We start from the raw sequence: 20932 nt of genomic DNA, 5'->3' as shown, positions 1-20932 counted from the left end.
CACGAGCGTAGGTCCTAGCGTTGTGCGAACTTTGGTCGGTTCAGCACGGCAACCTACGCTCGTTCACTTTTACACCGCATCTCGGACGCGACCCCTCTGTGGCCTTATATGCCTCTACTCCCCTGATCAGCCGTGATGCGTGGTGAGCATTGGTCGAAGTGCTCAACTGCAGGAGGGCCGTAATGGCGATGGTGACCCCGGCCACGGTCATACCGCCCTCCGCCGTCGTGATGCCGATCACCGCCACGGTTCCCAAGAGACACAGCAGATGCAGCCCGTGAACGCCGAACGTGAGAAGCGCATTGCGCCGCCGCTCGCGCAGCAGCGGGAGCAGGGAGGTGCGCCAGACCTCGTGATACTTGCCGGAGAACCAGCCGGCGAGACCGAATATCCGTATCTCCTTGGCGGCCTGGTCCATTCCGGCTTCAAGGATGTAGGCGGCACGTCGTTGTTCCTCTGTCTGGTCGGCCCACTGATCGGATTCGGCGATCAGCAACCTGGCCGAATGCCACTCCGCCAGCCACGTGGCGGTGAGAACGGCGAGGGCGGCCCACCAGGAGAAGACGAAGCCGACGAGAACCGCCGCCCCACCCGCGGTGAGCCGCGCGGCCAACAGCGGACCAAGCGCCTCGATCCCCGTTCGGACCCCGAAACTCCCCACCCCGCGCGCACGTTCGACGGTGTCGCGAAATGCGGCCGTTTCGAGATGAGTGATCAGTACGGGACGGAGGAGGGCATCGACGATGCGTTCGTGCGCGAGGGGTTCCAGGTCATAGACGATCCGCCGCGTGGTGAGCTCTGTGACCAGCGGCAGCGCCCGCTCAAGGGCGAAGACGGCGATGAGTGCCCCGCACAGAACGAGGAAGTGTCCCGACGGCCCATCGTCGACCGCCGCAGCCGCGCCGACCACTTCACCGATGAGCAGGGTGAGCCCCAGACCGGCTGCGACCTGCACGATTGCGGCGAGCAGCATGAGCGGCGTCGCCCTGCTGTGGCGGAGAGCGTAGCTCAACAGCTGCGACACCGAGCGGACCTCATCATGCTGTCAGCCAGATCGGAACAGCGTGGGCAGTCACCCCCGCCGTTCTTGTAGATCGCATTCCACCACGTCCGAACAGCATCCGCCTATCGAATAAATCTCACGGCTGTAGCCGACTGCGTACTGCTCCCGATTTCCATGCGATGGGGTGAAGCTCGGAGCGGGCGATCAGGGACGCTGCAGCCTTACGGCGAGGAAGATGGGGCCCGGTGGCCGGATGGCCGGGACTACTGCGGCAGCGACGCGCGGCGACTATCCGGGGACTGAAGCGCCTCCGTCGGAGGCGAAGGAGCATGACTCAGGAGCCGTGGTGTCTATCAGCAAGCACGTGAAGGTTCTCTTCCCTGATGGGTGACCTCCGGCGGGAACGGAGTCGCTGTGGGCAGAACTCACCGACGAGCCCCACGTGGTGCGATTGGCCAATACCCCGTTCTTCGTGCGCGGAGTGGCGTGGGGCGATGAGATGCGTATCCGCCAGGTCGAGGATGATGGCGGATGGGAGTACGAATCGTTGCTGCGGGAGTCGGCCATTCAACGGTGCGGATCGCCTTCCATGACGAGGCGTGCGCGGCAGAGGTCCATGCCAAGCTGGCGGATCTGGGTTGCGATGGGAGGGCGTCTCCGCGTTCCCGAACCTGATCGCGGTCAACGTCCCGCCGGAGCTGCCTTATGGAGAGCTTCGGGCCTGGCTGGATGAGAACAGCTCAGCTGATCTCTTCGACTTCGACGAGGGATGGGTATCTGAACGTCACCGTACGACCTGGCAACAGGCGAACCACTAACGGCTGACCCGCGCTCGTTACAGGGACCTCATGGCCACAGGACCACAACCGGGTAGGGCATGAGCCGGCGCCGATAAGTCGTCGCCAGAGTCCGGTCCGACCACCTATGTTGCGGCCATGGCAGATATCTCCATGACGGACAGGTGCGACTGCGGTGCGACGGCCGGCCCACTGGGCATGTGCGTGGACTATTACCACGGGATTCTGGCCGAGGAGCAGTCGGATCCGCAGATGTTCAGGTGGCACGCGTGCGTGGTCGTGACGTATCTCCTGCAGCATCCTTCCAGGGCCCACGAGAAATACCTCGACGACCAGTATCGCCAGTTGCAGCTCTACGTGGATCAGGGCCTTGACGCACTGCTCCGGCTGGCGGCCCATCGGGTGGCACGCAACAACCACCGGGCACGGCGGAGCCACGACACGGCACCGTTGACGGCATACGCACCGCTCCCGAAGGGCGAACCTCCCGGCTTCTCGGCCTCTTTCAGCGGCCTGCCGGTCAAGGACGGCAGCTTCGTGTTCGACGGACATTCCGCGTACGGGGATCGCATCAAAGCCATCGCCGAAGCGACGGTGGAGTCCTGGAAATCCGTTCAGAGCTGACGCTCGAAGGCCGACACGAGGATATCTCCGCTGAATACTCCGGCGCGCAAGCTGTCCGGTCGGCCATGTACGACATCAGCCCCGCAGCGGCGACCGTGAAACTGCATCTGCGTCAACCCCGGTGTATGAGCTGACGGAGGGCGAGCGTGCGGCGCCCGGCCCGGTGACCTGCCGACGGCCGGGCCGGCCTCAGGCCGCACGCCCGGACCGGCGGGTGGGCGCAGGACCGAAGCCCGGCCGCGCACCGCACCCCCACCTTGCTCCATTCGAGAGCTACTCGGCGATGTTCCGACCCGAACACCGAAGCCCGACGCGGAGCGCCGCGGTCCATGATGACGGCAGACACGCATGCACCTGCACGCCCGCATCCGAGGCGACTGATCCTGTCCGGGTGAAGAGGCGGAACCGTGTCATGTCACGGATGGAGGTGCATGTGAGGCCGTGCGATTTCGATCGTCAGGCTGTAGCTGTGCGGTGGTACGGAGCGGCGAGCGAAACCTGATCACACTCCGTCACGAAGATTTCTCCTCGTGACCGCTCTTGGGCTGTCGAGCCTCTCCGTACTCGACTATGGCCATCGCCACGGCAGCAATCATGAATCCCACTCCCGCGATGGCCATGACTGGCAGCACCTCACGGATTGGTTGCGACGGAAACGAGCCGCCAATCGCGCCGCAGGATCTGAAAACGGATGTGATGAGGAAGAAGGTGCCTAACGCAAGGAAGATCCGGCGACCGATCATGAAAGCCGATGCTGGGCCAGAAACAGTTCTGTGCGGGAGCGGCCGTACTCAGCGGCGGTGTGGCACCCCTGTCGCAAGTGGGGCGGGCTGGCGAGCGGTGCCCGGCACGTGTCCCACCGCCGCCTTCACTGCCATCTCAACCGGGTCAGCATACTTAGGTGGAGGGCGGAGGAGAGTTCGGTGACGCGGTGGAATTGAGAGGGGGTGGGGCCGGCGCCTGTTGTGCTCGCAGGGACGTCCAAGCTGCCAGGTGCGCGGCCATGAGCCCTTCGAATGCGTCACGCAGCTCATCCAAGTCGTCGTCGCTCAAAGGCCTGCTCGAGCGTGCACACATATCCGCCAGCCGGCGATCCAACGCCTGCAACTGCGCGAGATGGTTGACCTCGATCACCCAAAGTGATCGGGGGTTGTAGAACGCTTCCCACGCAAGAACAACGGTGGCAGTAGCGCTGCAGGCAAGAGCCACATTGGTGAGCGTGGTGCCGAGACCTCCTTGGGCTTTGAATCCCAGAAGTACGGTCGTCGTCGCCGATGCCAGAACCACTACGATCCGCAGAGCGAACGCCTGACGCCGATTCCGGCTGCGCTGCCGATCGATCCGCCTTGCCTCCGCTCGGATCGTCTCTCGAAGCAGCTGTGCTCGGTCCGAGGAGTCCAGCGACATGAAACGAGCATGACCGGACCCCCGACCCGCTTACAACCCTTCCTCGAACCCGGCGAAACTGACCACTGCAGAAGCACCTGACCACGTACGTCGTGGACGACCCTGCGGCACTCGTCCTCGACGACTAGGACGTGCAGAAAGCAGACGGAAGAATAAATCACGGCCCGTCGCCGGCATCATGGGATGACACAGCCGGCAGGGCGTCCCCGTCATGCCACCGGGACCAGCGTCAGATAGACAAGCCCCAGAACTCCGCGATAGCCGGTCAGGTACGAGGCGCGCTGCCGGTCGGCGTCGGCGCGCAATTTTGCGGCCTTGGGATGGTCGGCGTTGGCGGCCAGCCATATCTCGACGTCGGCAAGGTAGCCTGCCTCGAACTGGTCCCACTCCTCCTGGGAGGCGACTTCCAGCCACTCCACCCGGAACCCGGCCTGCACGGCCGCCTCGACCATGCCGTCCAGCGGAAGGTGGTCGTCGGGCTTGGCGCCCGGCCACATCCTGGCCAACTCCTCCGGCCGCGGCCGGCGTTCCCAGAACCCCTCGCCGTACAGCACGCGGCCGCCGGGGTTGACCAGCCGGCGCAGCTCCTGCAGAGCCTCACCGTACTGGTCGGGTGCCGGGGCGTCGCTGAGCGCCTGCCCGGAGCCCACGCACAGCACCACGTCGGCGGGACCGCGCTGGGTGCCGGTGGCCGACTCCTTCAGGTACTCCATCCGGTCCGCCAGACCGCGACTGACCGCGAGGGCCCGGCCACGTTCCAGATCCCGATCGAGCAGGTCGATGCCGATGCCCGTAGCACCAGGCGCGGCCGCGAGCAGCCGGAGACTCAACTCGCCCCAGCCGCAGCCGATGTCCAGCACAGTCTTCGGTTCCATCGCAGCCAGACGCGCGACGAACCCCGCAGCCCGCTCTTCGCTCAACGGCCCGTGGAACGTGAGCCTGCTCCGATGCGAGGGAAGCTGGTCGGGGGCCGTCTCGTCTGTCGTCTGCTCAGTCATGAACGGCAAGGCTAACCACAACGGATACCCTCACGCACCTGCATTAAGCCGCAATCGGGCTGGTCCACGAGCTGGTGGCCGTATTCATGCCCGCGAACGATCGCAGACCAGGGCCCAGGCACCGAATCCACCGAACCACCTGCGCCTTCACGGTGAGAGCGGATGACGGGGGGACGAACCCGCCCTGCCAACTTGGGAATTGGAGAGATCTTGGCTAGTAGAGGCGTTGACCTGCGGCTCCCCGGGTCGTGAGTGACCGTATTGACCCCTCGTCACCCGTCTTAATGGCCCGTCGATCAGCCTGCCGCCTGGTGTTACTCGCGCAACACGCGCGCCGGGTGATCGGTGGTGAACTTTACCGGTGAGGATATATACGGGGCTGACCAGCGTCCTACTCGTCGGCTGTCTTGGGATCGTGTTGGTCACCGGTGCCTTCCTGGCGTTCTCCTACTCGCCCACGGACGACTCGATCATTTATGACGGTCCCTATGAGCCGCTGCGAGGTATGGAGATGAGCGCCGCCTACGCCTCGGAACTGGAACTCGCCTTTGAGGCACCTGGTGGCCTGCTCGTGCGAGCGTTGCACCAGTGGGCAGGGCTGGCTTTTGTGGTGGTGGCCGTCTTCCGACTGGTATCCATCCGGAGGTTCCTCCAGGTTCTGCCCGTGCTCGCGCTGCTTGGGCTGGGTGCGCTGAACGTGGTAGTCGGACTCGTGGCGACTGGCGCTGTGCCCGCCGGGGAGACCTTCGAGCAGGTGCCGACCATCTGGTGGTACAGCGTGCACCTACTGCTGGCGCTCATGACGGCCGCAGCGCTGATGGTGGCCTGGCGCCAGCATTCGCGGCCGGATTGATCTACGGGCTTAGTACTCCAGCCGCACTTAGTGATCGATGAGTCGGCGCTGGCGTTGGTAATGGGCACGGCGGGCGCGGGCTTGGTGGCGGCGCCGCCAGTGTGACCAGTGCAGATAGTGCTCGACGAGATGTCGTGGCCGGTGGAGGCGAGCATGGAGCCGGCGGATCTCGTTGACGGTGAGCGGGATCAGCTCGCGCGAGTCGTCCGAGCTGATGGGCTTTGCGGGCTCCGGCGGTGATTGTCCAACCGTGGGCCCCCTGTGTGGCAGGTGGAGCGGTCAGCCGGTCGGCCAGGAAGGCCAGATGCGCGTGAGCGACCATGACCAAGGTGATGTACCGGTACCAAGCGGTGTACTTGCGGACTTGGTAGTGGTCCAGACCGACCTCGTTCTTGGTGGCCTGGAAGCACTCCTCGATGCTCCACCGAGCTCCGGCCGCGCGCACCAGGGCGGTCAGGGCGACCGGGTCGGTGGCCCAGCACCGGTAGTAGGCCACCTGACTGGGGTCGCTGATCGAGCGGCGGGCCATCAGCCAGTCGTGGCTGCCGTGCTCACCGACGGTGATCCAGGCCCAGTCGTAGAACCGGCGGCCCTTGACGCCCTCACCACATGCATAGCGTTGCCAGGCCGACTCTTCCAAAGCGGCGACGGCGACATCGGCGCGGGTCTTGGTGGCGGCCACGGTGACCGGATGGTCGCAGGAAACCGCGAACACCTGGTTCAGGCCGCGGCTGCGGCACCGCCCGCGCAGGACGGTGTTGTCGCCGTAGGCCTCATCGCCGGTGACCCAGCCGAAACTCAGCAGCACATCGTCGGCGGCGCGCTCGATCATCTTCCAGGCCAGCTCGGGCTTGGTGAGGAAGACCGACCCCGGCGGCGCGCCGGCAACGCTCAGCCGCTCGGGCTCGGCAAACCAGCTCGCCGGCAGGTACAACTCCCGGTCGATCAGCACGCGTCGTCCGCCGGGCGTGGCGTAGGAGGCGAACACGCCGATCTGGCAATTGGTGATCTTCCCGGCGGTGCCGGTGTACTGCCGTTGCACCCCGGCCGAGCAGGTGCCCTTCTTCTCGAATCCGGTGTCGTCGATCACCAGCACGCCGTTGAGGTCGCCGAACCGCTCGCCAACCTGTGCTCGCAGCGCGTCACGGACCGAATCGGCGTCCCACCGTGCGTGGTTGAACAACCGTTGCATCCCATCGGGAGATGAGTCTCCGGCGTACTCGGCCAGTGACCAGCTGTTCTTGCGTTCCAGATCGCTCAGCAGTCCTTCCAAGGCCGCCCGCGCCCGCAGCCGCGGCTCACGCCGCACGAAAAACGGCGCCATTACTTGGGCGAACAGCTCATCCAGCGCATCGTCCCAACACGCCGGGACCGCCTGGGCTACCGTGGACACCACGGCCATCGCCGATCACCTTGGAGCTTCACAACCCCATGGTCGCGGCGGTGGCCGTCTCACGTCCGGGACTTCGACCAGCCCAGATCACGAAGTGCGGCTGGAGTATTAGTCAGCAGCAACTGATCGGCGGCGATCAGCCCCGTTACCCGGTGAGCCAAGGTGGGGAACGAACCCTGGATCGTCGATCGCCCCCCAACCATGCACAGTGGCCAGCCATGCCGTGGCGATCGTAAGGGCTGCAGTTGCGCGGCGGCGTGGCAACCCCGGCCGGTGCGTTCGGTTGGTACGGCGGCTGCGGCGTGCGGTGACCGGCCCGGTGTCCCGCCGTCGTTCGGAACCGGCCCCCAGGCCGCACGCCCGGACGGCGGCGGGCAAAGGGCCGGGGCTACGGCGGCGCGCCGCGCCGCCGCTTGGGTCCGAAACTATTCCTCACCTGAGGGCATCGGTTCCTTGGGGAAGGCTTCGGTCACGGCGGCCGGGGTGTTGCCGGCGGGAGTTGGAAACGGAGCCACGAACCTGACCATGGTCATCGCGGGGAAGGCAGGCCAGGGCTTGCCACTGTAAGACAAAACGTCTTACAGTGGCTGCATGGCTGACACCATCACCATCCGCAGCGACCCCGAGACCGAGCACGCACTGGATGTCCTCACTCACGACGGCAGCTCACGCTCGGCGGCAATCCGCCAAGCCGTGCTGGAAGCCGCTCTCCGTAAAGAACGCGCTGCCGCTATGCGTCGCGCTGTCCTACGTATGCCGCTCGGCGAACCGGACGGCATCGACATCGCCGCGGAGATCGCCCACAGCCGCGAGGACGAACGCTGATGATTTATCTCGACTCGGCCGCCGTCGTGAAACTCGTCCATGCCGAGGCTGAGTCACAGGCATTGCGCGGCTGGCTCGACGAACGGGCGGAGACCGGATGGACAAGTTCGGTTCTGCTGGAGATCGAGTCATCACGGGCCCTGGCGCGCTACGCACCAGAGGCCATCACCCGGCTTCACCTTGTGCTCGACCTGATCGAGTTGGTGGAACTGGACGCCGGCATTCGCATCCTGGCCCAAACGGTGAGACCGGTGACCGTACGCAGTCTGGACGCTACCCACCTGGCAACCGCTCTCCGCATCCGCTCCCAGCTCACATCATTCGTCACGTACGACAAACGACTGGCCGATGCTGCCCAGACAGCCGGACTGAAGGTCGACATGCCTGTCTGAGACGTCCCTTCACCACCGAGATGGGAGCTCGGCCCGCACAGGTCACAGCACCAAGGCGGCGACGATCTATCTGGCACCACAAAGGACCGTCACCGGACCATCACCGATGCCCTCGGTGAGATCGTCAAGCAAGCGCTCAAGGCCGATGGCGACGAGGGCGAAGCACTCGAACCGGGCGGGTGGTCACCGCAAGATCAATCGTTCTGGCACGGCAGTGCAACCAGGCACACGCAAGATCAAAGCCCAAGTCCCCAACACCTCGGTCGACCTGGGCTTTCGCATCAAGAGCGGGTGACGGGAATCGAACCCGCGCTTCAGCTTGGGAATTGCAGCGATCTTGGCTCGCAGAGGCGTTGACCTGGGCTTGAGGCCGGTCGCGAGTGACCGTGGTTGACCCCTCGTCACCGCCCTTAATGGCACGCTTAATGGCACGACGATCGGCCCGCGACCTGGTGTTCACCGTGCGATGTGCGCACCCCGCATGCCTGATCATCCCGTCTGCCGTCGACCCGCCCGAAGCGGAAGCGGGCCAAGGCCACGAGGCCAAGGTGGAGCGCCCCACCGGACGAACGACCTTGGCCCCGTGGCCCTGGCCCGCTCGGCTTGTCCCGGGTCGATGGCGGACGGGATGATCAGGCTTCCACCTCAGCCGCCTACGAGCCTGGCGTGACGCGTGGCGATCACCCGGAACTGGAGCGCCCCTGCCGGAGGCGTGGCTTTCACGTTCACCAGCGCCAGGGTCGAGCGCTGCGGTTCAGGCCTCATTCCAGTTGTCGAGGATGACGACGGGTGCCTCTTCCATATCCAGCCATTCGGGTTCGATTCCCATGCCGGTGGACGCTTCGATGAAGGCGAACGCTGCGCTGCGCTTGCCGCGGTAATCCTCCGGGTCGAGGCTGTCGAGCATGGCGCGGAATTCGGCCAGGATGCTCGGGTCGCCCTCTTGGATGATGTGTTCGGTGAAGATGAAGTTGCGCATCCGCGCCCTGATCTTGCCGTCGGCCGCGTAGAGGATCGTGTATCCCCCGTTGAAGTGCCAGGTCGTCATCCACACGCGTGATTTCATGCTGAGTTCGGTGAGGATGTAGTCGGGCGTGGCGAAGCCTTGGGAGAACTCGAGGAATCCCCAGGCTCCTTCGCCCTCGTAGACGAAGAGCACGGGCAGGAACTCTTCGCTGGCCTTCTCCCTGGGGTACGCCATGGTGCGTTCCTCGGGATCATGGCCTCCGTTCAGCCGCCACAGGAGGTCATTCACGGTGATCTTTTCGTCGAGGGGTTGCACTACGGTCCAGCAGAGTCCGTTTTCAAACCACTGCTGCTGGTTGAAGAGATTGCGGTAGTGATCGATCACGTGATGATTGTCTTGGAAGCTGCCAGGGGCGAAACACCCCTTCAGCTTCTCCAATGAGCTGCGGTGAAGAATGTTGCATGGGTCGGTGATCGTCCCCGAGCGCGTGTGGCGGCCACGCCGTGGTGATCGTGAGGTGTATGTGTCGGCGGCGCGGCAACCCCGATCGGAGCGTGCGGTCCGTGCGGCGGGGCCGGCGTGCGGCGCCCGGCCCGGTGTCCCGCCACCATCCGGAGCCGTCCCCCAGGCCGCAGCCCGGACGCGAACAGGGGTGCTGCTCCGCCGCGTCTTGGTCCTGGTGGAGGGACTGTCTGTTGCGCGGTCAGGTGGTTCCTCCACCAACTCGTACGCTTCCAGTAACTAAGGGGTGATCATCCGGAGCCAAAGCCGCTATCGCGAGAGGGGTCATTCGAGCGTCAGCGAAGCCCGTTCAAGGGCGGGCGTCAGCCAGCCCACCGTGTGAGCAGGCAACGGGCGGGATTGAGGGCGAGCGAAGCGAGCGGGATTTTCAGGGGGTCGAAGGGGGCAAAGCCCCCTGGGAAGAACGGTCTGGAACACCCGTGCGCGAAGCGTCCCAGGTGGAAGGCCATGCAGTGAGGCCCAGGAAAAGGATTGGAGCGGGTGACGGGAATCGAACCCGCGCTGTCCGCTTGGGAACTATTTCGAGATCAAAACCTCTGAGCAGGGGAACGCTGACCTAGGCATCTGCGGATGGAGTGACCGTGAGTTCCCGTGACTCCCCGCTGATCGCTCTGGTAACGGGCACGAACCTAGGGCCATTCAATGCGAACAAGATAGACCTCACGCTGCCGGTCCAGGACCACATAAGTGGCGAGACCACGTTCTCCGAACGCGTGCGTAAGCATGTTCGCTCTGGGGTTTTTGGTGTTGTACGGGTCTCCACTCCAAGGAGCGGTCTCCAGCAGCGCGAACAGATCCGCGAGCGGATGTAGTGCGTGATCGGGTAGCGCGGCGATCTGTTCCTCGGCTACAGGATCGATGATGAGCTTGAACACCTAGACATCGATCCCACGAGCAGCGAGGATCTCCCGCCACGGCCTTCCCTGGGGAACGGGTTCGCCGACAAGAGCCTGCTGGGCGCGGACGTGCATCTGACGGCGCCCCTCGGGATCCTTTGCGGTGTCACACGCGGAGATCCACCAGCGGTGCACGAAAGCGTTCAGTGCTCCAAGATCCAGGCTCACCCTGACCTCATCGAGCACGGTTTTGAGCCCGGCGTCGAAAGCTTCGCGATCTTCCGGGATGACCAGCGCGGCACGGATGGCCCGCAGGTTCTTCTCAGGCAGAGGCGCGCCGACGGAGATGAAGTCCTGCGGTTGTGCGGTCATGCCCGCTCCCTTCCTCGTCCCCTAGAGACTACAGAGGAGGGGCGACATCCTTCACGCACACACGAGAGATGAACCTGCCACAGCATGAGAGTGGAGCGGGTGACGGGAATCGAACCCGCGCTGTCAGCTTGGGAACTGCATCGATCACGGCCCGCTAGGGCGCTGAGCTGGGCGGAGAGCCGGTCCTGAGTGACCGTGGTTGACCCCTCGTCACCCCTCTTAATGGCCCGCTAATGGCCCGGCGATCAGCCCGCGACTGGGTGTTTCTTGCGCAAGGCGCCAAGGGCCTTACTCAGCCGCTGATGGGCTCGCGGTGGTAGGCACGCCCTCAGCGATCATCCCAGGGTTGGAGCGCCAGGTTGCTGGCTGGAGTTGGGCGAGGATCATCCAGTTGTCCTCGTCCTTCGTGTAGGTCGCGCGAACCCTGTACTGGCCAGACTCGAGATCAATAATGAGTCGGTCGTCAGGCTCCAGCTCAGCACCGGGAATGGCGGAGTCGAAGAGCACAACTGGCTCCCGTACCTCCCAATTTAGGTCTTCGTCATCGTCCCATTCCGGCCCTGCCGCCAGGGCTCGCTTGGCTGCCGTTACCAGCTCGGCTTCGGAGTATGCGGCGGCCCAGCGCAGGAAGAGGCGTTCGGTCGGCAGATACGTGGTCATGGCAGGTTCGTCGCCGAGAACAAGGGCCTGCTGTGCACCAACGGTGACGGTCCCGATGTAGCCCTCAACGGCACAGGCCCGGCCGTAGTCTCCCCAGGTCTCAACGGGACCATCGTTGTCGTCCACACCCGCCCACGTGTTTAGCTCGGACTGGGGAACGGCGATTAGTGGACCTCCGGCGGTGCTGATCCAGGTATGCAGCACTGATGACCCGCTTTCGATGCATGATCGTTCTTGCTGGGGCACAGAGTATGGGCAGCAGCCAAATCCCGAAAGGGCGCACAGACGATCCGCTGTCTACCTACGACCGAGTCAGCAACCACATGCTTGGCTTCGCGACCTGAGGACACCGCTATCCGGTGAGCCGGTGCTGAGGAACGAAGCACCGGATCGTCGATCGCCCCCAGCCACTACCTGAGGCCAGCCCACACGTGGCGATCGTAGGGCTGCATTCGTGTGGCGGCGTGACGCTGGGGTCGGTGAGCTTGCTCAGTACGGCGGGCGCCACGATCAGCGTGGCGGCCCGTGCTGCTGCCGCCCGGGACCGGCCCCCAGGCCGCATGCCCGAGCGGCGGGCAAGCGACGGGCCGCTGTACGGCGGCGCGGCGCGCCGCCGCTTGATACCTACAAGAGCTATTCGGCAATTTTCCGGTCGAACACCCCGGCCTTACGGGCCTCTGCGATGAGTTCGACGAGATCAGCCACCAGTTTGGGGCTTGCGGCGATGGTGGCTTGGGCGGTCATGCTGTGCGGGCTGCCGTCGAGATCGATCACCGTTGCGCCAGCTTCTCGGGCGATGATGACTCCTGCTGCGGTGTCCCATGGGTTGTTGCTAAGCATGATGGCGGCATCGATCCTGCTGTGAGCCACCCACGCGAGATCGACCGCGGCCGAGCCGAACATCCGAATACGCTGAACGCGCGCGGCGAGCTCTTCGGTCAGGGCGAACCTCGGCCGGTTACGCTCCTCGGCGTTCTCCCCCACGGCGTAGTCACCGATCGCCACAATCGCACTCCGCAAGTCTCGGGCATCGCCCACCCGGATCGCAGAGCCGTTCACGGCAGCGCCGGCCTCCTCAGCCGCCGCATAGCGAAGGTCGAGGAACGGCAGGTCGATCACACCAAGCGTGGGGACGTCCTTATCGACGAGGCCCAGGGAAACGCCGCATAGTGGGATGCCGTGCAGGAAGTTGGCCGTCCCGTCCACGGGGTCCAGCGCCCACACCAGGCCATCGCCCAGGCGACTGCCGCCTTCCTCCTCACCTAGAAAGCCAATCTCAGGCGTCTCACGAGCCAGGAACTCCCGCACAGCAAGCTCGACGGCGTAATCCACCTCCGTCGCCATGTCCCGGTCACCCTTGGCGGTAATGACGCCGGGAGCCTTGGTGCGGATGATCTCGCTGGCGATTGACACGGCTTGTTCGGCTATGGGGAGCAGCGATCGGGCGTCGATGGTCATACAGGTTTGCTCCGCTCCCACATATCCCTGAACACCTGGTCGAAGACGGGGAACAGCCCCTCTGCGGCGGTGTTGTCCGTGATCACAAAGGTAGGTGAATCGACTCCGCGTGCCTGCGGCAGGTACGGCTGGACCACGCACAACGCCCGGTCCACGATGATCAGGTTGAATCGGATCGTCTCGTCGTAGACGTGGAGCTCAAGGCGCTGGGCCGACGTGGTGTCGAGCCGATCGCGCAGCCTGGTCAGCATGCTGATGTTGAGCGCTGTGAGGGTCGTCAGCGTGCTGTCGGTGTAGCTCTCTTCCGCTTCGCGGGCGCGGATCGCCTGGCCCTTCGGATCGAGGAAGAGGCAGCGAATGCGCGTGCCGGAGTCGAGTAGGCGCTTGAGCTGATGATCGGGGTAACTCTGGCAGAGGATGTTGAGCGACAGGCCCGCTGCGTTGATCTCCTTCGCGTCGTCGAACAACGACGAGGCTGGATATGCGGAGGAGAAAGCCGAACGGCTGCTGAAGACGGCGGTCACGTCGGCCAACCGAGCGGCGGTTACTGCGGCGTCGGGGCCGGCGCTTCTGGCTGGGTCCCGCTCTGTTCTCTGGGCGGGGATCTCGACGCAACTGTGGAGAACAGCTCGTGCGCCGACCTGCCAGGGAACATCGCCTCCAAGACGCGGCAGTGACCCGAGTACGGCAAACCCTCAAGTTCGCCGTTCAGCCACCGGTGGAGCTGCGCCCGGCTAGGCCAACCGCCCTGCAACGACGGGTCCACCTTCTTGGCCGCCTTGTCGTACTCCTTACAGAACGTGCTGTACGTCTGCCAATGGCGTTGGGTGAGGAGGATCTTCAACAGGATCGGCTGGTCAGTCATGATCCGCGCCTCGGGCTGGGGTGCCATATGAGCCCAGGTTAGCGACAGAGACGGGCTCGGACGAGACAAAGAGGAGACGAAAAGAGACAGGCCGATCACAGACGGTACGCAGGAGCGATCGAGACGTGACAGATCTTCGGGCAATCCTCGTTGCATGACTGCGCCGTGTAACTCCTGCTCAGAGCGGGGCTGGAAGTACGTCAGCCGCCGCCGGACCGTCGTGGTGGCAGAGAACGAATCAGGCGTCGCTGCCCCTGATGACCGGCACCGCGATGGCTGCTGGCGATGGCCCGCGAAGATCAAGCGAAGCAGGAAACAAGTAAGGCCCTGGTCGGGATTCACATCCCCACCTGGGCCTTCATAGTGAGAGCGGGTGACGGGAATCGAACCCGCGCTGTCAGCTTGGGAAGCTGATGTTCTGCCATTGAACTACACCCGCGTACGACCGAACGTCGCGCCCCTACTCTAGCGGAAACTTGGGCCACAACAGCAATCCCCGAGCCCGCACGTCGGTCCACGACCGGTAAGTTGCTCACCGTGCTGCTATCTGACCGTGACATCCTGGCCGAGATCGACGCCGGGCGTCTGTCGCTGGATCCGTTCGATCCGGAGATGCTTCAGCCGTCCAGCATCGATGTCCGGCTTGACCGATTTTTCCGGGTGTTTGAGAACCATCGCTACCCGCACATCGATCCGTCGGAGGAGCAGCCGGATCTGACGCGGATGGTGGAGCCCCGGGGGGACGAGCCGTTCATCCTGCATCCGGGTGAGTTCGTGCTGGCCTCCACGTACGAGGTCGTCAGCCTGCCGGATGATCTGGCGTCGCGGCTGGAGGGCAAGAGTTCGCTGGGCCGGCTGGGGTTGCTGACGCATTCGACGGCGGGGTTCATCGATCCCGGGTTCAGCGGGCACGTGACGCTGGAGTTGTCGAACGTGGCGACGTTGCCGATCAAGTTGTGGCCGGGGATGAAGATCGGGCAGCTCTGCGTGTTCCGGCTGAGCTCGCCGGCGGAGCATCCGTACGGGTCCGACAAGTACGGTTCGCGGTACCAGGGTCAGCGTGGCCCGACCCCGTCGCGGTCGTTCCAGAACTTCCACCGGACCAAGATCTGACCTCAGGTGAACAACAGATGAACAGTAGAGGAACAGGTAGGTGAACAACAGGAGTCGAGGAGCCATCATGAAGGCGTTCTGAGCGGTCGCAACGCCGGTCCGAGCTGCACGAATGCCCCCGAAACCACCTGCTACACCGGTGTTGTGGGACGAACACCGGGTAGCCAGTAGGCGAAGGGGACATGAAGTTCGCATTTCGCCTGGTAAGCCATACTCTTCCACGGACCATCCCCGCACATCTGGAGAACGACGTGCGCCTGCGTCTCACGCCACGTGAGGACAGCTACTACGACCTGTTCGCCGACTCGGCGAACAACCTGGTCACGGCATCCCGGCTACTGGTGGAGATCATCAGTGACGGCTCGGACAGGGAGGCCCTGGCCGAGAAGATGCGCGCCTGCGAGCACGCCGGTGACGAACGCACTCACGCGATCATGAACCGGCTCAACGAGAGCTTCATCACTCCGTTCGACCGCGAGGACATCTACCGGCTCGCCTCGAACCTCGACGACGTGATGGACGCCATGGAGGCGGCCTCCGACCTGATCGTCCTCTACCAGATCGACCATCTCCCGAAGGACGTCGTCCGGCAGGTCGAGGTGCTGGAGCGGGCGGCGGAGCTGACGGCCGAGGCCATGCCGCGCCTGCGTTCGATGAAGAACCTGAACGAGTACTGGATCGAGGTCAACCGCCTGGAGAACCAGGGTGACCAGGTCTACCGGCGGCTGCTGGCCAAGCTGTTCAGCGGCGAGTACGACGCGCTGACCGTGATGAAGATGAAGGAGGTCGTCGACGCCCTCGAGGAGGCGGCCGACGCCTTCGAGCACGTCGCCAACACCGTCGAGTCGATCGCGGTCAAGGAAAGCTAGGCCCGGCAGTGGACCTCACGCTTGGCCTCGTCATCGGCGTGGTCGTCATCGCGTTGGCCTTCGACTACACCAACGGGTTCCACGACGCGGCGAACGCGATCGCGACCTCCGTCTCGACCCGGGCCCTGACCCCCAGGGCCGCGCTCTTCATGGCGGCGGCGATGAACTTCATCGGCGCCCATCTCGGCACCCAGGTCGCCCAGACCGTCGGAAAAGGCATCATCGACGCCCCCGACGGCTCGCACGGCCTGGTGATCGTGGCGGCCGCGCTGATAGGCGCGATCGTCTGGAACCTCATCACCTGGTATTTCGGCCTGCCGTCCTCCTCCAGTCACGCGCTCATCGGCGGCCTGGTGGGCTCGGCGCTGGCCTCCAGCAGCGTGGTGCACTGGGACGGCGTCCTGGAGAAGGTCGTCATCCCGATGGTGCTGTCGCCGGTGATCGGCTTCAGCCTGGCCGCCGCGATCATGATCGCAATCTACTGGATCTTCCGCAACGGGCAACCCGGCAAGACCAACAGGGGCTTCCGGTACGCGCAGACCGTCTCGGCCGCGGCGATGGCGCTCGGTCACGGCCTGCAGGACGCGCAGAAGACGATGGGCGTCATCTTCCTGGCGCTCACCGTCGGCGGGTTCGCCCAGCAGTCGGACCCGATCCCGCAGTGGGTCATCCTCGCCGCGGCGGGGGCGATCTCCCTCGGCACGTACGCGGGCGGCTGGCGCATCATGCGGACCCTCGGCCGGCGCATCATCGCGCTGGACCCGCCGCAGGGTTTCGCGGCCGAGTCGGCGGCGGCGACCGTCCTGTACGGCGCGGCCATCGGCTTCGGCGCCCCCATCTCCACCACCCACACCATCACCACGGCGATCATGGGTGTGGGGGCCACCAAGCGGCTCAGCGCGGTGCGGTGGGGCGTCGCGGGCAACATCGTGACCGCGTGGATCCTCACCATCCCGGCCGCGGCCATCGTGGCCGCCTTGTCCTACTTCGTCCTGCACGCCATCGTGGAGGGCTGACCCCCGAGAAGGCCCCTACTGCGGGGGCGCGTACATGACATCGACGTCATAGCGGGTGAAACCGAGGCCCTCGTAGAGGCGGATCGCCGCCGTGTTGGTCTCGTCCACGTACAGCATCGCCTGGGCGAGACCGCGCGAGCGCAGGTGTTCGAGCCCGGCCAGGGTGAGCGCCTTGCCGAGGCCGGTGCCCTGCTGGGAGGGGTCGACGCCGACGACGTAGACCTCGCCCAGCGGGTCGTGGCCGTGCTCAGAGGAGCCGTGCACCTTCGTCCAGTGGAAGCCGGCGAGGCGGTCGCCGCGCTGGGCGAGGAAGAAGCCCTCGGGGTCGAACCAGGGCTCCTGCTCGCGCCGCAGCAGGTCGTCCATCGTCCAGGCGCCCTGTTCGGGGTGGTGGGCGAAGGCGGCGGCGTTCACCTTGAGCCACTCCTCCTCGTCCTGCCCGGGGACGAACGTCCGCAGGATCACCCCGGAGGGCAGCGTCGCCGGCGGCAGCGGTTCCGCCAGGGGGCGGCGCATCTGCCACAGGGAGCGGACGCGGTCGAAGCCGAAGGCGGCGGCGAGCGCGGCCGCGCCCGCGTGGTCGCCGTGGGCCCACAGGCGGGGGCGGCCGCCGGCGGAGTCCATGACGGCGCGCAGCAGGCGGGTGCCGTGGCCCTGGCGGCGGTGGGCGGGGTGGACGACCAGCTCGGCGCTCGGCCCCTCGACCTCGTCGGTGGGATCGACGTGGGCGTAGCCGGCGAGCGCGTCGCCGGCGTAGAGGAGGAGCGAGCGGGCCTGCGGGTCGCCGCCGTACCTCAGGTGCAGCATGACGTGTTCGTTGAGCGGACGGACGCCGTCGGCCTCCGTCGCTGCCTCCACCAAGCCGAGTACGTCGGCGATCTCCTGGTCAGCGAGCCTTTGCCGGATATCCACGCGCACGTTCACAGAACGAACTCTAGGCGTACGACTGGCAAATAACGCCATCAGGCACCCCGGCAAATCGTTACCTTTGCGACATTGGCTGCATAGCTTCCCGCCGTAACGTCTTGGGCCATGACGTCTGGTTCCTTCCTCCGGCTGGCGCTCGCCGGAGCCGTCGCCTCGGGTGCGGTGCTGATGGCCACCATCCCGGCGAACGCGAGCAAGGCGCCCAGGACGGTTCCCGTCCGGCTCCTGGCGCTCAACGACTTCCACGGCAATCTCGAACCTCCCACCGGGTCCTCGGGCCGCATGGTGGACGAGCAGGGCAACACGGTCGACGCCGGCGGCGCGGCCTACGTCGCCACGCACATGAAGGCCCTGCGCGACAGGAACACGATCGCCGTCGCCCAGGGCGACCTCATCGGGGCCACACCGCTGATCTCGGCGGCCTACCACGACGAGCCGTCGGTCGAGTTCATGGGCAAGCTCGGGCTCAAGGTGGCCGCGGTCGGCAACCACGAGTTCGACGAGGGCTACACGGAGCTGCGCCGCATCATGAAGGGCGGCTGCCACCCCGTGGACGGCTGCTCGCCCGCCGGCAAGTGGAAGGGCGCCGCGTTCGACTACGTCGGCGCGAACGTGCTGTTCAAGAACAAGCACGAGAAGACCGACGCGCTGGCCGCGCTCGGCGGCGCGCACAGCTCGAAGATCAAGAAGCTGCTGTCCGGCTGGGGCGTGCCCGCGCTGCCGCCGGTCAGCATCAAGATCATGAACGGCGTGCCGATCGGCTTCATCGGCCTGGTCACGCAGACGACCCCGAGCATCGTCACGACCGAGGGCATCAAGGACCTCACGTTCGTGGACGAGGTCAAGGCCGCGAACGTCGCCTCCAAGCTGCTCAAGCTGGTCGGCGTGAAGGCCCAGGTCGTGCTGGTGCACGAGGGCGACCAGGTGAACGCGGGGCAGTCGCCCGACGCGTGCAGCGCGGTCCCCGGCGCCGGCAACCGCATCGCCACCCAGGTGGACCCCGAGATCGACATCGTGCTCAGCGGCCACTCCCACCAGGCGTACGTGTGCAAGGTGAAGGACCCGGCGGGCAAGGACCGGCTCTTCTCGCAGGGCGGCTCGTTCGGGCGGGTCATCACGCAGGTCGACATGAAGGTGAACGTCAAGACGCGGGACATCGACCGGGCCTCCGTCGTGGCCGACAACCACGTGGTGACGCGTACGGTGACGCCGGACCCGGAGATCTCGGCGTTCGTCCAGACCTGGAAGGACCGCGTGGCCCCGGTCGCGAACCGGGCGGTCGGCACGATCAGCGCCGACATCACGACGGTCGCGGCGCCGTCCGGTGAGACGCCGCTCGGCAATCTCATCGCCGACGCCCAGCTCGCCGCCACGCGGGAGGGCGGCAACGCGCAGATCGCGCTGATGAACCCGGGCGGGGTGCGGGCGCCCCTCACGTACGCGGGCTCGCCGGCGGGTGAGGGCGACGGGGTCGTGACGTACGGCGAGGCGTTCACCACGCAGCCGTTCAACAACCTCATGCAGGTCGTCACGCTGACCGGCGCGCAGCTGAAGACGGTGCTGGAGCAGCAGTTCACCGGCGGCCCCAACAACCAGGCGTTCACCAAGATCCTGCAGCCCTCGGCGAACTTCACCTACACCTACAGCCAGAGCGCGCTGTGGGGCTCGAAGGTGTCGGACATGAAGATCGACGGCCAGCCGGTGACGGACGCCCAGACGATCCGGGTGGCCGCGAACAACTTCCTGGTGGGCGGCGGCGACGCGTTCCTCGGCTTCACCGAGGGCACGGACCTGTGGAGCGGGCCGCTGGACATCGACGCCTTCGTCGACCACCTCGGCAGGGACAACCCGATCGCCCCGCCGGCCACCGACCGCATCACGGTGGTGCAGTGACCAGCTAGGCAGTGTGCAGGGGAAGGACGGCGACGAAGCGGGCGCCGGGGCGGTGGTCGGCGGCGGTCAGCGTGCCGCCGTGGGCCACCGCGATCTCCCTGGACAGCGGCAGCCCCAGCCCGGAGCCGCCGCTGTCCTTGGCCCTGGCGCTCTCCAGTCGGGTGAAGCGCTCGAAGACCCGCTCGCGGTCCTGCGGCGCGATGCCGTCGCCGTCGTCGGTGACGGTCACCACCACCTCGTTCCCGCGCACGGCCACGGAGACGTCGATGCGGGTGGCGGCGTGCCTGGTGGCGTTGTCGAGCAGGTTCGTCAGCAGGCGGTCGAGCTGCACGGGCGAGCCGAGCACCGGGGCGGGGCCGCTGAGCCGGAGGTGCACGGGCACGCGGGCGCCCTCGCGGCGGCGTACCTGATCCTCTGCGACGCCGCACAGGTCCACCACGCGGCGCCGCGTGACGGCGCCCGCGTCGAGCTTGGCCAGCATGAGCAGCTCGTCGATGATGCAGGTCAGCCGGTCGGCGGCGGCGAGCGCGCGGGCGCAGGTGACCGGCCAGTCCGTCTCGTCGGGGTAGCTGCCCGCGACCTCCAGCTGGGCGCGCAGCGCGGAGATGGGGCTGCGCAGCTCGTGCGAGGCGTCGGCGACGAAGCGGCGCTGGGTCTCGGCGGAGCGTTCGAGCCGGTCGAGGGTGTGGTTGGTGGTGACCGCCAGCCCGGCGATCTCGTCCCCTGTGTCAGGTACGGTCACCCGCCTGCTCAGGTCCTGCCCGGTGATCTCGGCCAGCTCGGAGCGGATGCGCTCGACCGGGCGCAGCGCCGACCTGACCGCGCTCCAGGTGAGCCCGCCGACGGCCAGCAGGACGAGCGGCGCGCCGAGCGACGTCCACAGCAGCGCCCTGCGCGGGTCGGCGAGCGCGAGCACGGCCCCGGTGGTGAAGACGGCGGCGGCGGCCAGCGTCGCGATCGTGGTCAGCCGCGCCCGGATCGAGCGTGGCAGCGCCCGGAGCGCGCCCGGTGTCCTGATCGAGCGCGGCACCAGCGGAACCAGCCGGACCGTCATCCCATCCCCACCCTCCCGCGTCACTGTCGGTGACTTTACCCTCCGTTGACGTTGGACCTAACCTGCGAACACTTCTCCGATAGACACG

At 66.1% G+C, this 20932-nt stretch carries 21 protein-coding genes, 1 tRNA gene and 1 pseudogene; 9 read left to right on the top strand and 14 right to left on the bottom strand.

Translation table 11 applies throughout. The annotated features are described in order from the left end of the window. Positions 1-40: 40 nt before the first annotated feature. Positions 41-1024: a hypothetical protein gene (locus tag AB0K12_RS36705; RefSeq protein WP_364571687.1), complete on the bottom strand. Its 984-nt coding sequence runs from the start codon at positions 1022-1024 to the stop codon at positions 41-43. 391 nt (positions 1025-1415) lie between these two features. Here AB0K12_RS36705 and AB0K12_RS36700 point away from each other — a divergent pair, with 391 nt between their 5' ends. Both AB0K12_RS36700 and AB0K12_RS36695 read left to right on the top strand, forming a co-directional pair. Beyond that, positions 1416-1736, top strand: coding sequence for a hypothetical protein (locus AB0K12_RS36700; protein ID WP_364571706.1), 321 nt, complete (start codon positions 1416-1418; stop codon positions 1734-1736). Positions 1737-1938: 202 nt separating this feature from the next. Further along, positions 1939-2424, top strand: a complete 486-nt coding sequence (locus AB0K12_RS36695) for a DUF5946 family protein (RefSeq protein WP_364571685.1) — start codon at positions 1939-1941, stop codon at positions 2422-2424. A 512-nt stretch (positions 2425-2936) separates the two neighbouring features. Here the strand turns inward: AB0K12_RS36695 and AB0K12_RS36690 are convergent. The 3 genes from AB0K12_RS36690 to AB0K12_RS36680 form a co-directional block, all read right to left on the bottom strand. Continuing rightward, entirely contained in the window at positions 2937-3167 is a 231-nt protein-coding gene (locus AB0K12_RS36690) for a hypothetical protein (protein ID WP_364571683.1), read from the bottom strand. A gap of 154 nt (positions 3168-3321) precedes the next feature. After that, positions 3322-3831 carry an SLATT domain-containing protein gene (locus tag AB0K12_RS36685; protein ID WP_364571681.1) on the bottom strand — a complete coding sequence of 170 codons (510 nt, stop codon included), beginning with the start codon at positions 3829-3831 and terminating at the stop codon, positions 3322-3324. Between the two features lie 209 nt (positions 3832-4040). Further along, entirely contained in the window at positions 4041-4829 is a 789-nt protein-coding gene (locus tag AB0K12_RS36680; RefSeq protein ID WP_364571679.1) for a class I SAM-dependent methyltransferase, read from the bottom strand. Positions 4830-5244: 415 nt separating this feature from the next. Between AB0K12_RS36680 and AB0K12_RS36675 the strand changes: the two genes are divergently transcribed. Then, complete coding sequence (locus AB0K12_RS36675) at positions 5245-5682, top strand: hypothetical protein (RefSeq protein WP_364571677.1); 438 nt, start codon at positions 5245-5247, stop codon at positions 5680-5682. Between the two features lie 289 nt (positions 5683-5971). On the opposite strand, the pseudogene AB0K12_RS36670 reads toward AB0K12_RS36675, so the two are convergent. After that, positions 5972-7006: pseudogene (locus tag AB0K12_RS36670) on the bottom strand (IS701 family transposase); the annotation flags it as partial. A 660-nt stretch (positions 7007-7666) separates the two neighbouring features. Here AB0K12_RS36670 and AB0K12_RS36665 point away from each other — a divergent pair. Continuing rightward, a complete protein-coding gene (locus AB0K12_RS36665) occupies positions 7667-7900 on the top strand; it encodes a hypothetical protein (RefSeq protein ID WP_364571675.1) in 234 nt (77 codons plus the stop codon). Next, positions 7900-8292 (top strand): type II toxin-antitoxin system VapC family toxin, encoded by a 393-nt coding sequence (locus AB0K12_RS36660; protein ID WP_364571673.1) that lies wholly within the window; start codon positions 7900-7902, stop codon positions 8290-8292. The genes AB0K12_RS36665 and AB0K12_RS36660 overlap by 1 nt, the downstream gene beginning before the upstream one ends. A 754-nt stretch (positions 8293-9046) precedes the next feature. On the opposite strand, the gene AB0K12_RS36655 is transcribed toward AB0K12_RS36660, so the two are convergent. The 7 genes from AB0K12_RS36655 to AB0K12_RS36625 form a co-directional block, all read right to left on the bottom strand. After that, positions 9047-9643 carry a hypothetical protein gene (locus AB0K12_RS36655; protein ID WP_364571671.1) on the bottom strand — a complete coding sequence of 199 codons (597 nt, stop codon included), beginning with the start codon at positions 9641-9643 and terminating at the stop codon, positions 9047-9049. A gap of 767 nt (positions 9644-10410) precedes the next feature. Then, positions 10411-10656, bottom strand: a complete 246-nt coding sequence (locus AB0K12_RS36650; protein ID WP_364571669.1) for a hypothetical protein — start codon at positions 10654-10656, stop codon at positions 10411-10413. Beyond that, entirely contained in the window at positions 10657-10989 is a 333-nt protein-coding gene (locus AB0K12_RS36645; RefSeq protein ID WP_364571667.1) for a DUF6247 family protein, read from the bottom strand. Between the two features lie 288 nt (positions 10990-11277). Beyond that, a complete protein-coding gene (locus AB0K12_RS36640; RefSeq protein WP_364571665.1) occupies positions 11278-11853 on the bottom strand; it encodes an Imm21 family immunity protein in 576 nt (191 codons plus the stop codon). Between the two features lie 429 nt (positions 11854-12282). Then, positions 12283-13107 carry an inositol monophosphatase gene (locus AB0K12_RS36635; protein ID WP_364571663.1) on the bottom strand — a complete coding sequence of 275 codons (825 nt, stop codon included), beginning with the start codon at positions 13105-13107 and terminating at the stop codon, positions 12283-12285. Further along, positions 13104-13631, bottom strand: a complete 528-nt coding sequence (locus tag AB0K12_RS36630) for a DUF5919 domain-containing protein (protein WP_364571661.1) — start codon at positions 13629-13631, stop codon at positions 13104-13106. Before AB0K12_RS36630 ends, AB0K12_RS36635 begins: the two co-directional genes overlap by 4 nt. A gap of 709 nt (positions 13632-14340) precedes the next feature. Continuing rightward, positions 14341-14411 (bottom strand) — tRNA-Gly (locus AB0K12_RS36625). 98 nt (positions 14412-14509) lie between these two features. Here AB0K12_RS36625 and dcd point away from each other — a divergent pair. The 3 genes from dcd (at position 14510) to AB0K12_RS36610 (ending at position 16970) form a co-directional block, all read left to right on the top strand. Next, positions 14510-15085: a dCTP deaminase gene (gene dcd, locus AB0K12_RS36620; protein WP_364571704.1), complete on the top strand. Its 576-nt coding sequence runs from the start codon at positions 14510-14512 to the stop codon at positions 15083-15085. Positions 15086-15336: 251 nt separating this feature from the next. Beyond that, positions 15337-15954 (top strand): DUF47 family protein, encoded by a 618-nt coding sequence (locus tag AB0K12_RS36615; RefSeq protein ID WP_106243913.1) that lies wholly within the window; start codon positions 15337-15339, stop codon positions 15952-15954. 8 nt (positions 15955-15962) lie between these two features. Beyond that, on the top strand, positions 15963-16970 hold the full coding sequence (locus tag AB0K12_RS36610; RefSeq protein WP_364571659.1) for an inorganic phosphate transporter: 1008 nt from the start codon (positions 15963-15965) through the stop codon (positions 16968-16970). A 15-nt stretch (positions 16971-16985) separates the two neighbouring features. Here the strand turns inward: AB0K12_RS36610 and mshD are convergent, their stop codons facing one another. Continuing rightward, on the bottom strand, positions 16986-17894 hold the full coding sequence (gene mshD, locus AB0K12_RS36605) for a mycothiol synthase (protein ID WP_364571657.1): 909 nt from the start codon (positions 17892-17894) through the stop codon (positions 16986-16988). 108 nt (positions 17895-18002) lie between these two features. Between mshD and AB0K12_RS36600 the strand changes: the two genes are divergently transcribed. Further along, on the top strand, positions 18003-19790 hold the full coding sequence (locus AB0K12_RS36600) for a bifunctional metallophosphatase/5'-nucleotidase (protein ID WP_364571655.1): 1788 nt from the start codon (positions 18003-18005) through the stop codon (positions 19788-19790). Positions 19791-19794: 4 nt separating this feature from the next. Here AB0K12_RS36600 and AB0K12_RS36595 read toward each other — a convergent pair whose 3' ends face one another. Then, entirely contained in the window at positions 19795-20844 is a 1050-nt protein-coding gene (locus AB0K12_RS36595; RefSeq protein ID WP_364571653.1) for a HAMP domain-containing sensor histidine kinase, read from the bottom strand. Positions 20845-20932 lie beyond the last annotated feature (88 nt).

Origin of the sequence: Nonomuraea sp. NPDC049419 (genome assembly GCF_040676995.1) — a bacterium.
GTDB lineage: Bacteria > Actinomycetota > Actinomycetes > Streptosporangiales > Streptosporangiaceae > Nonomuraea > Nonomuraea salmonea.
Note: the sequence above shows the minus strand (reverse complement) of the source record. Positions and strands in the feature narration are given on the sequence as shown.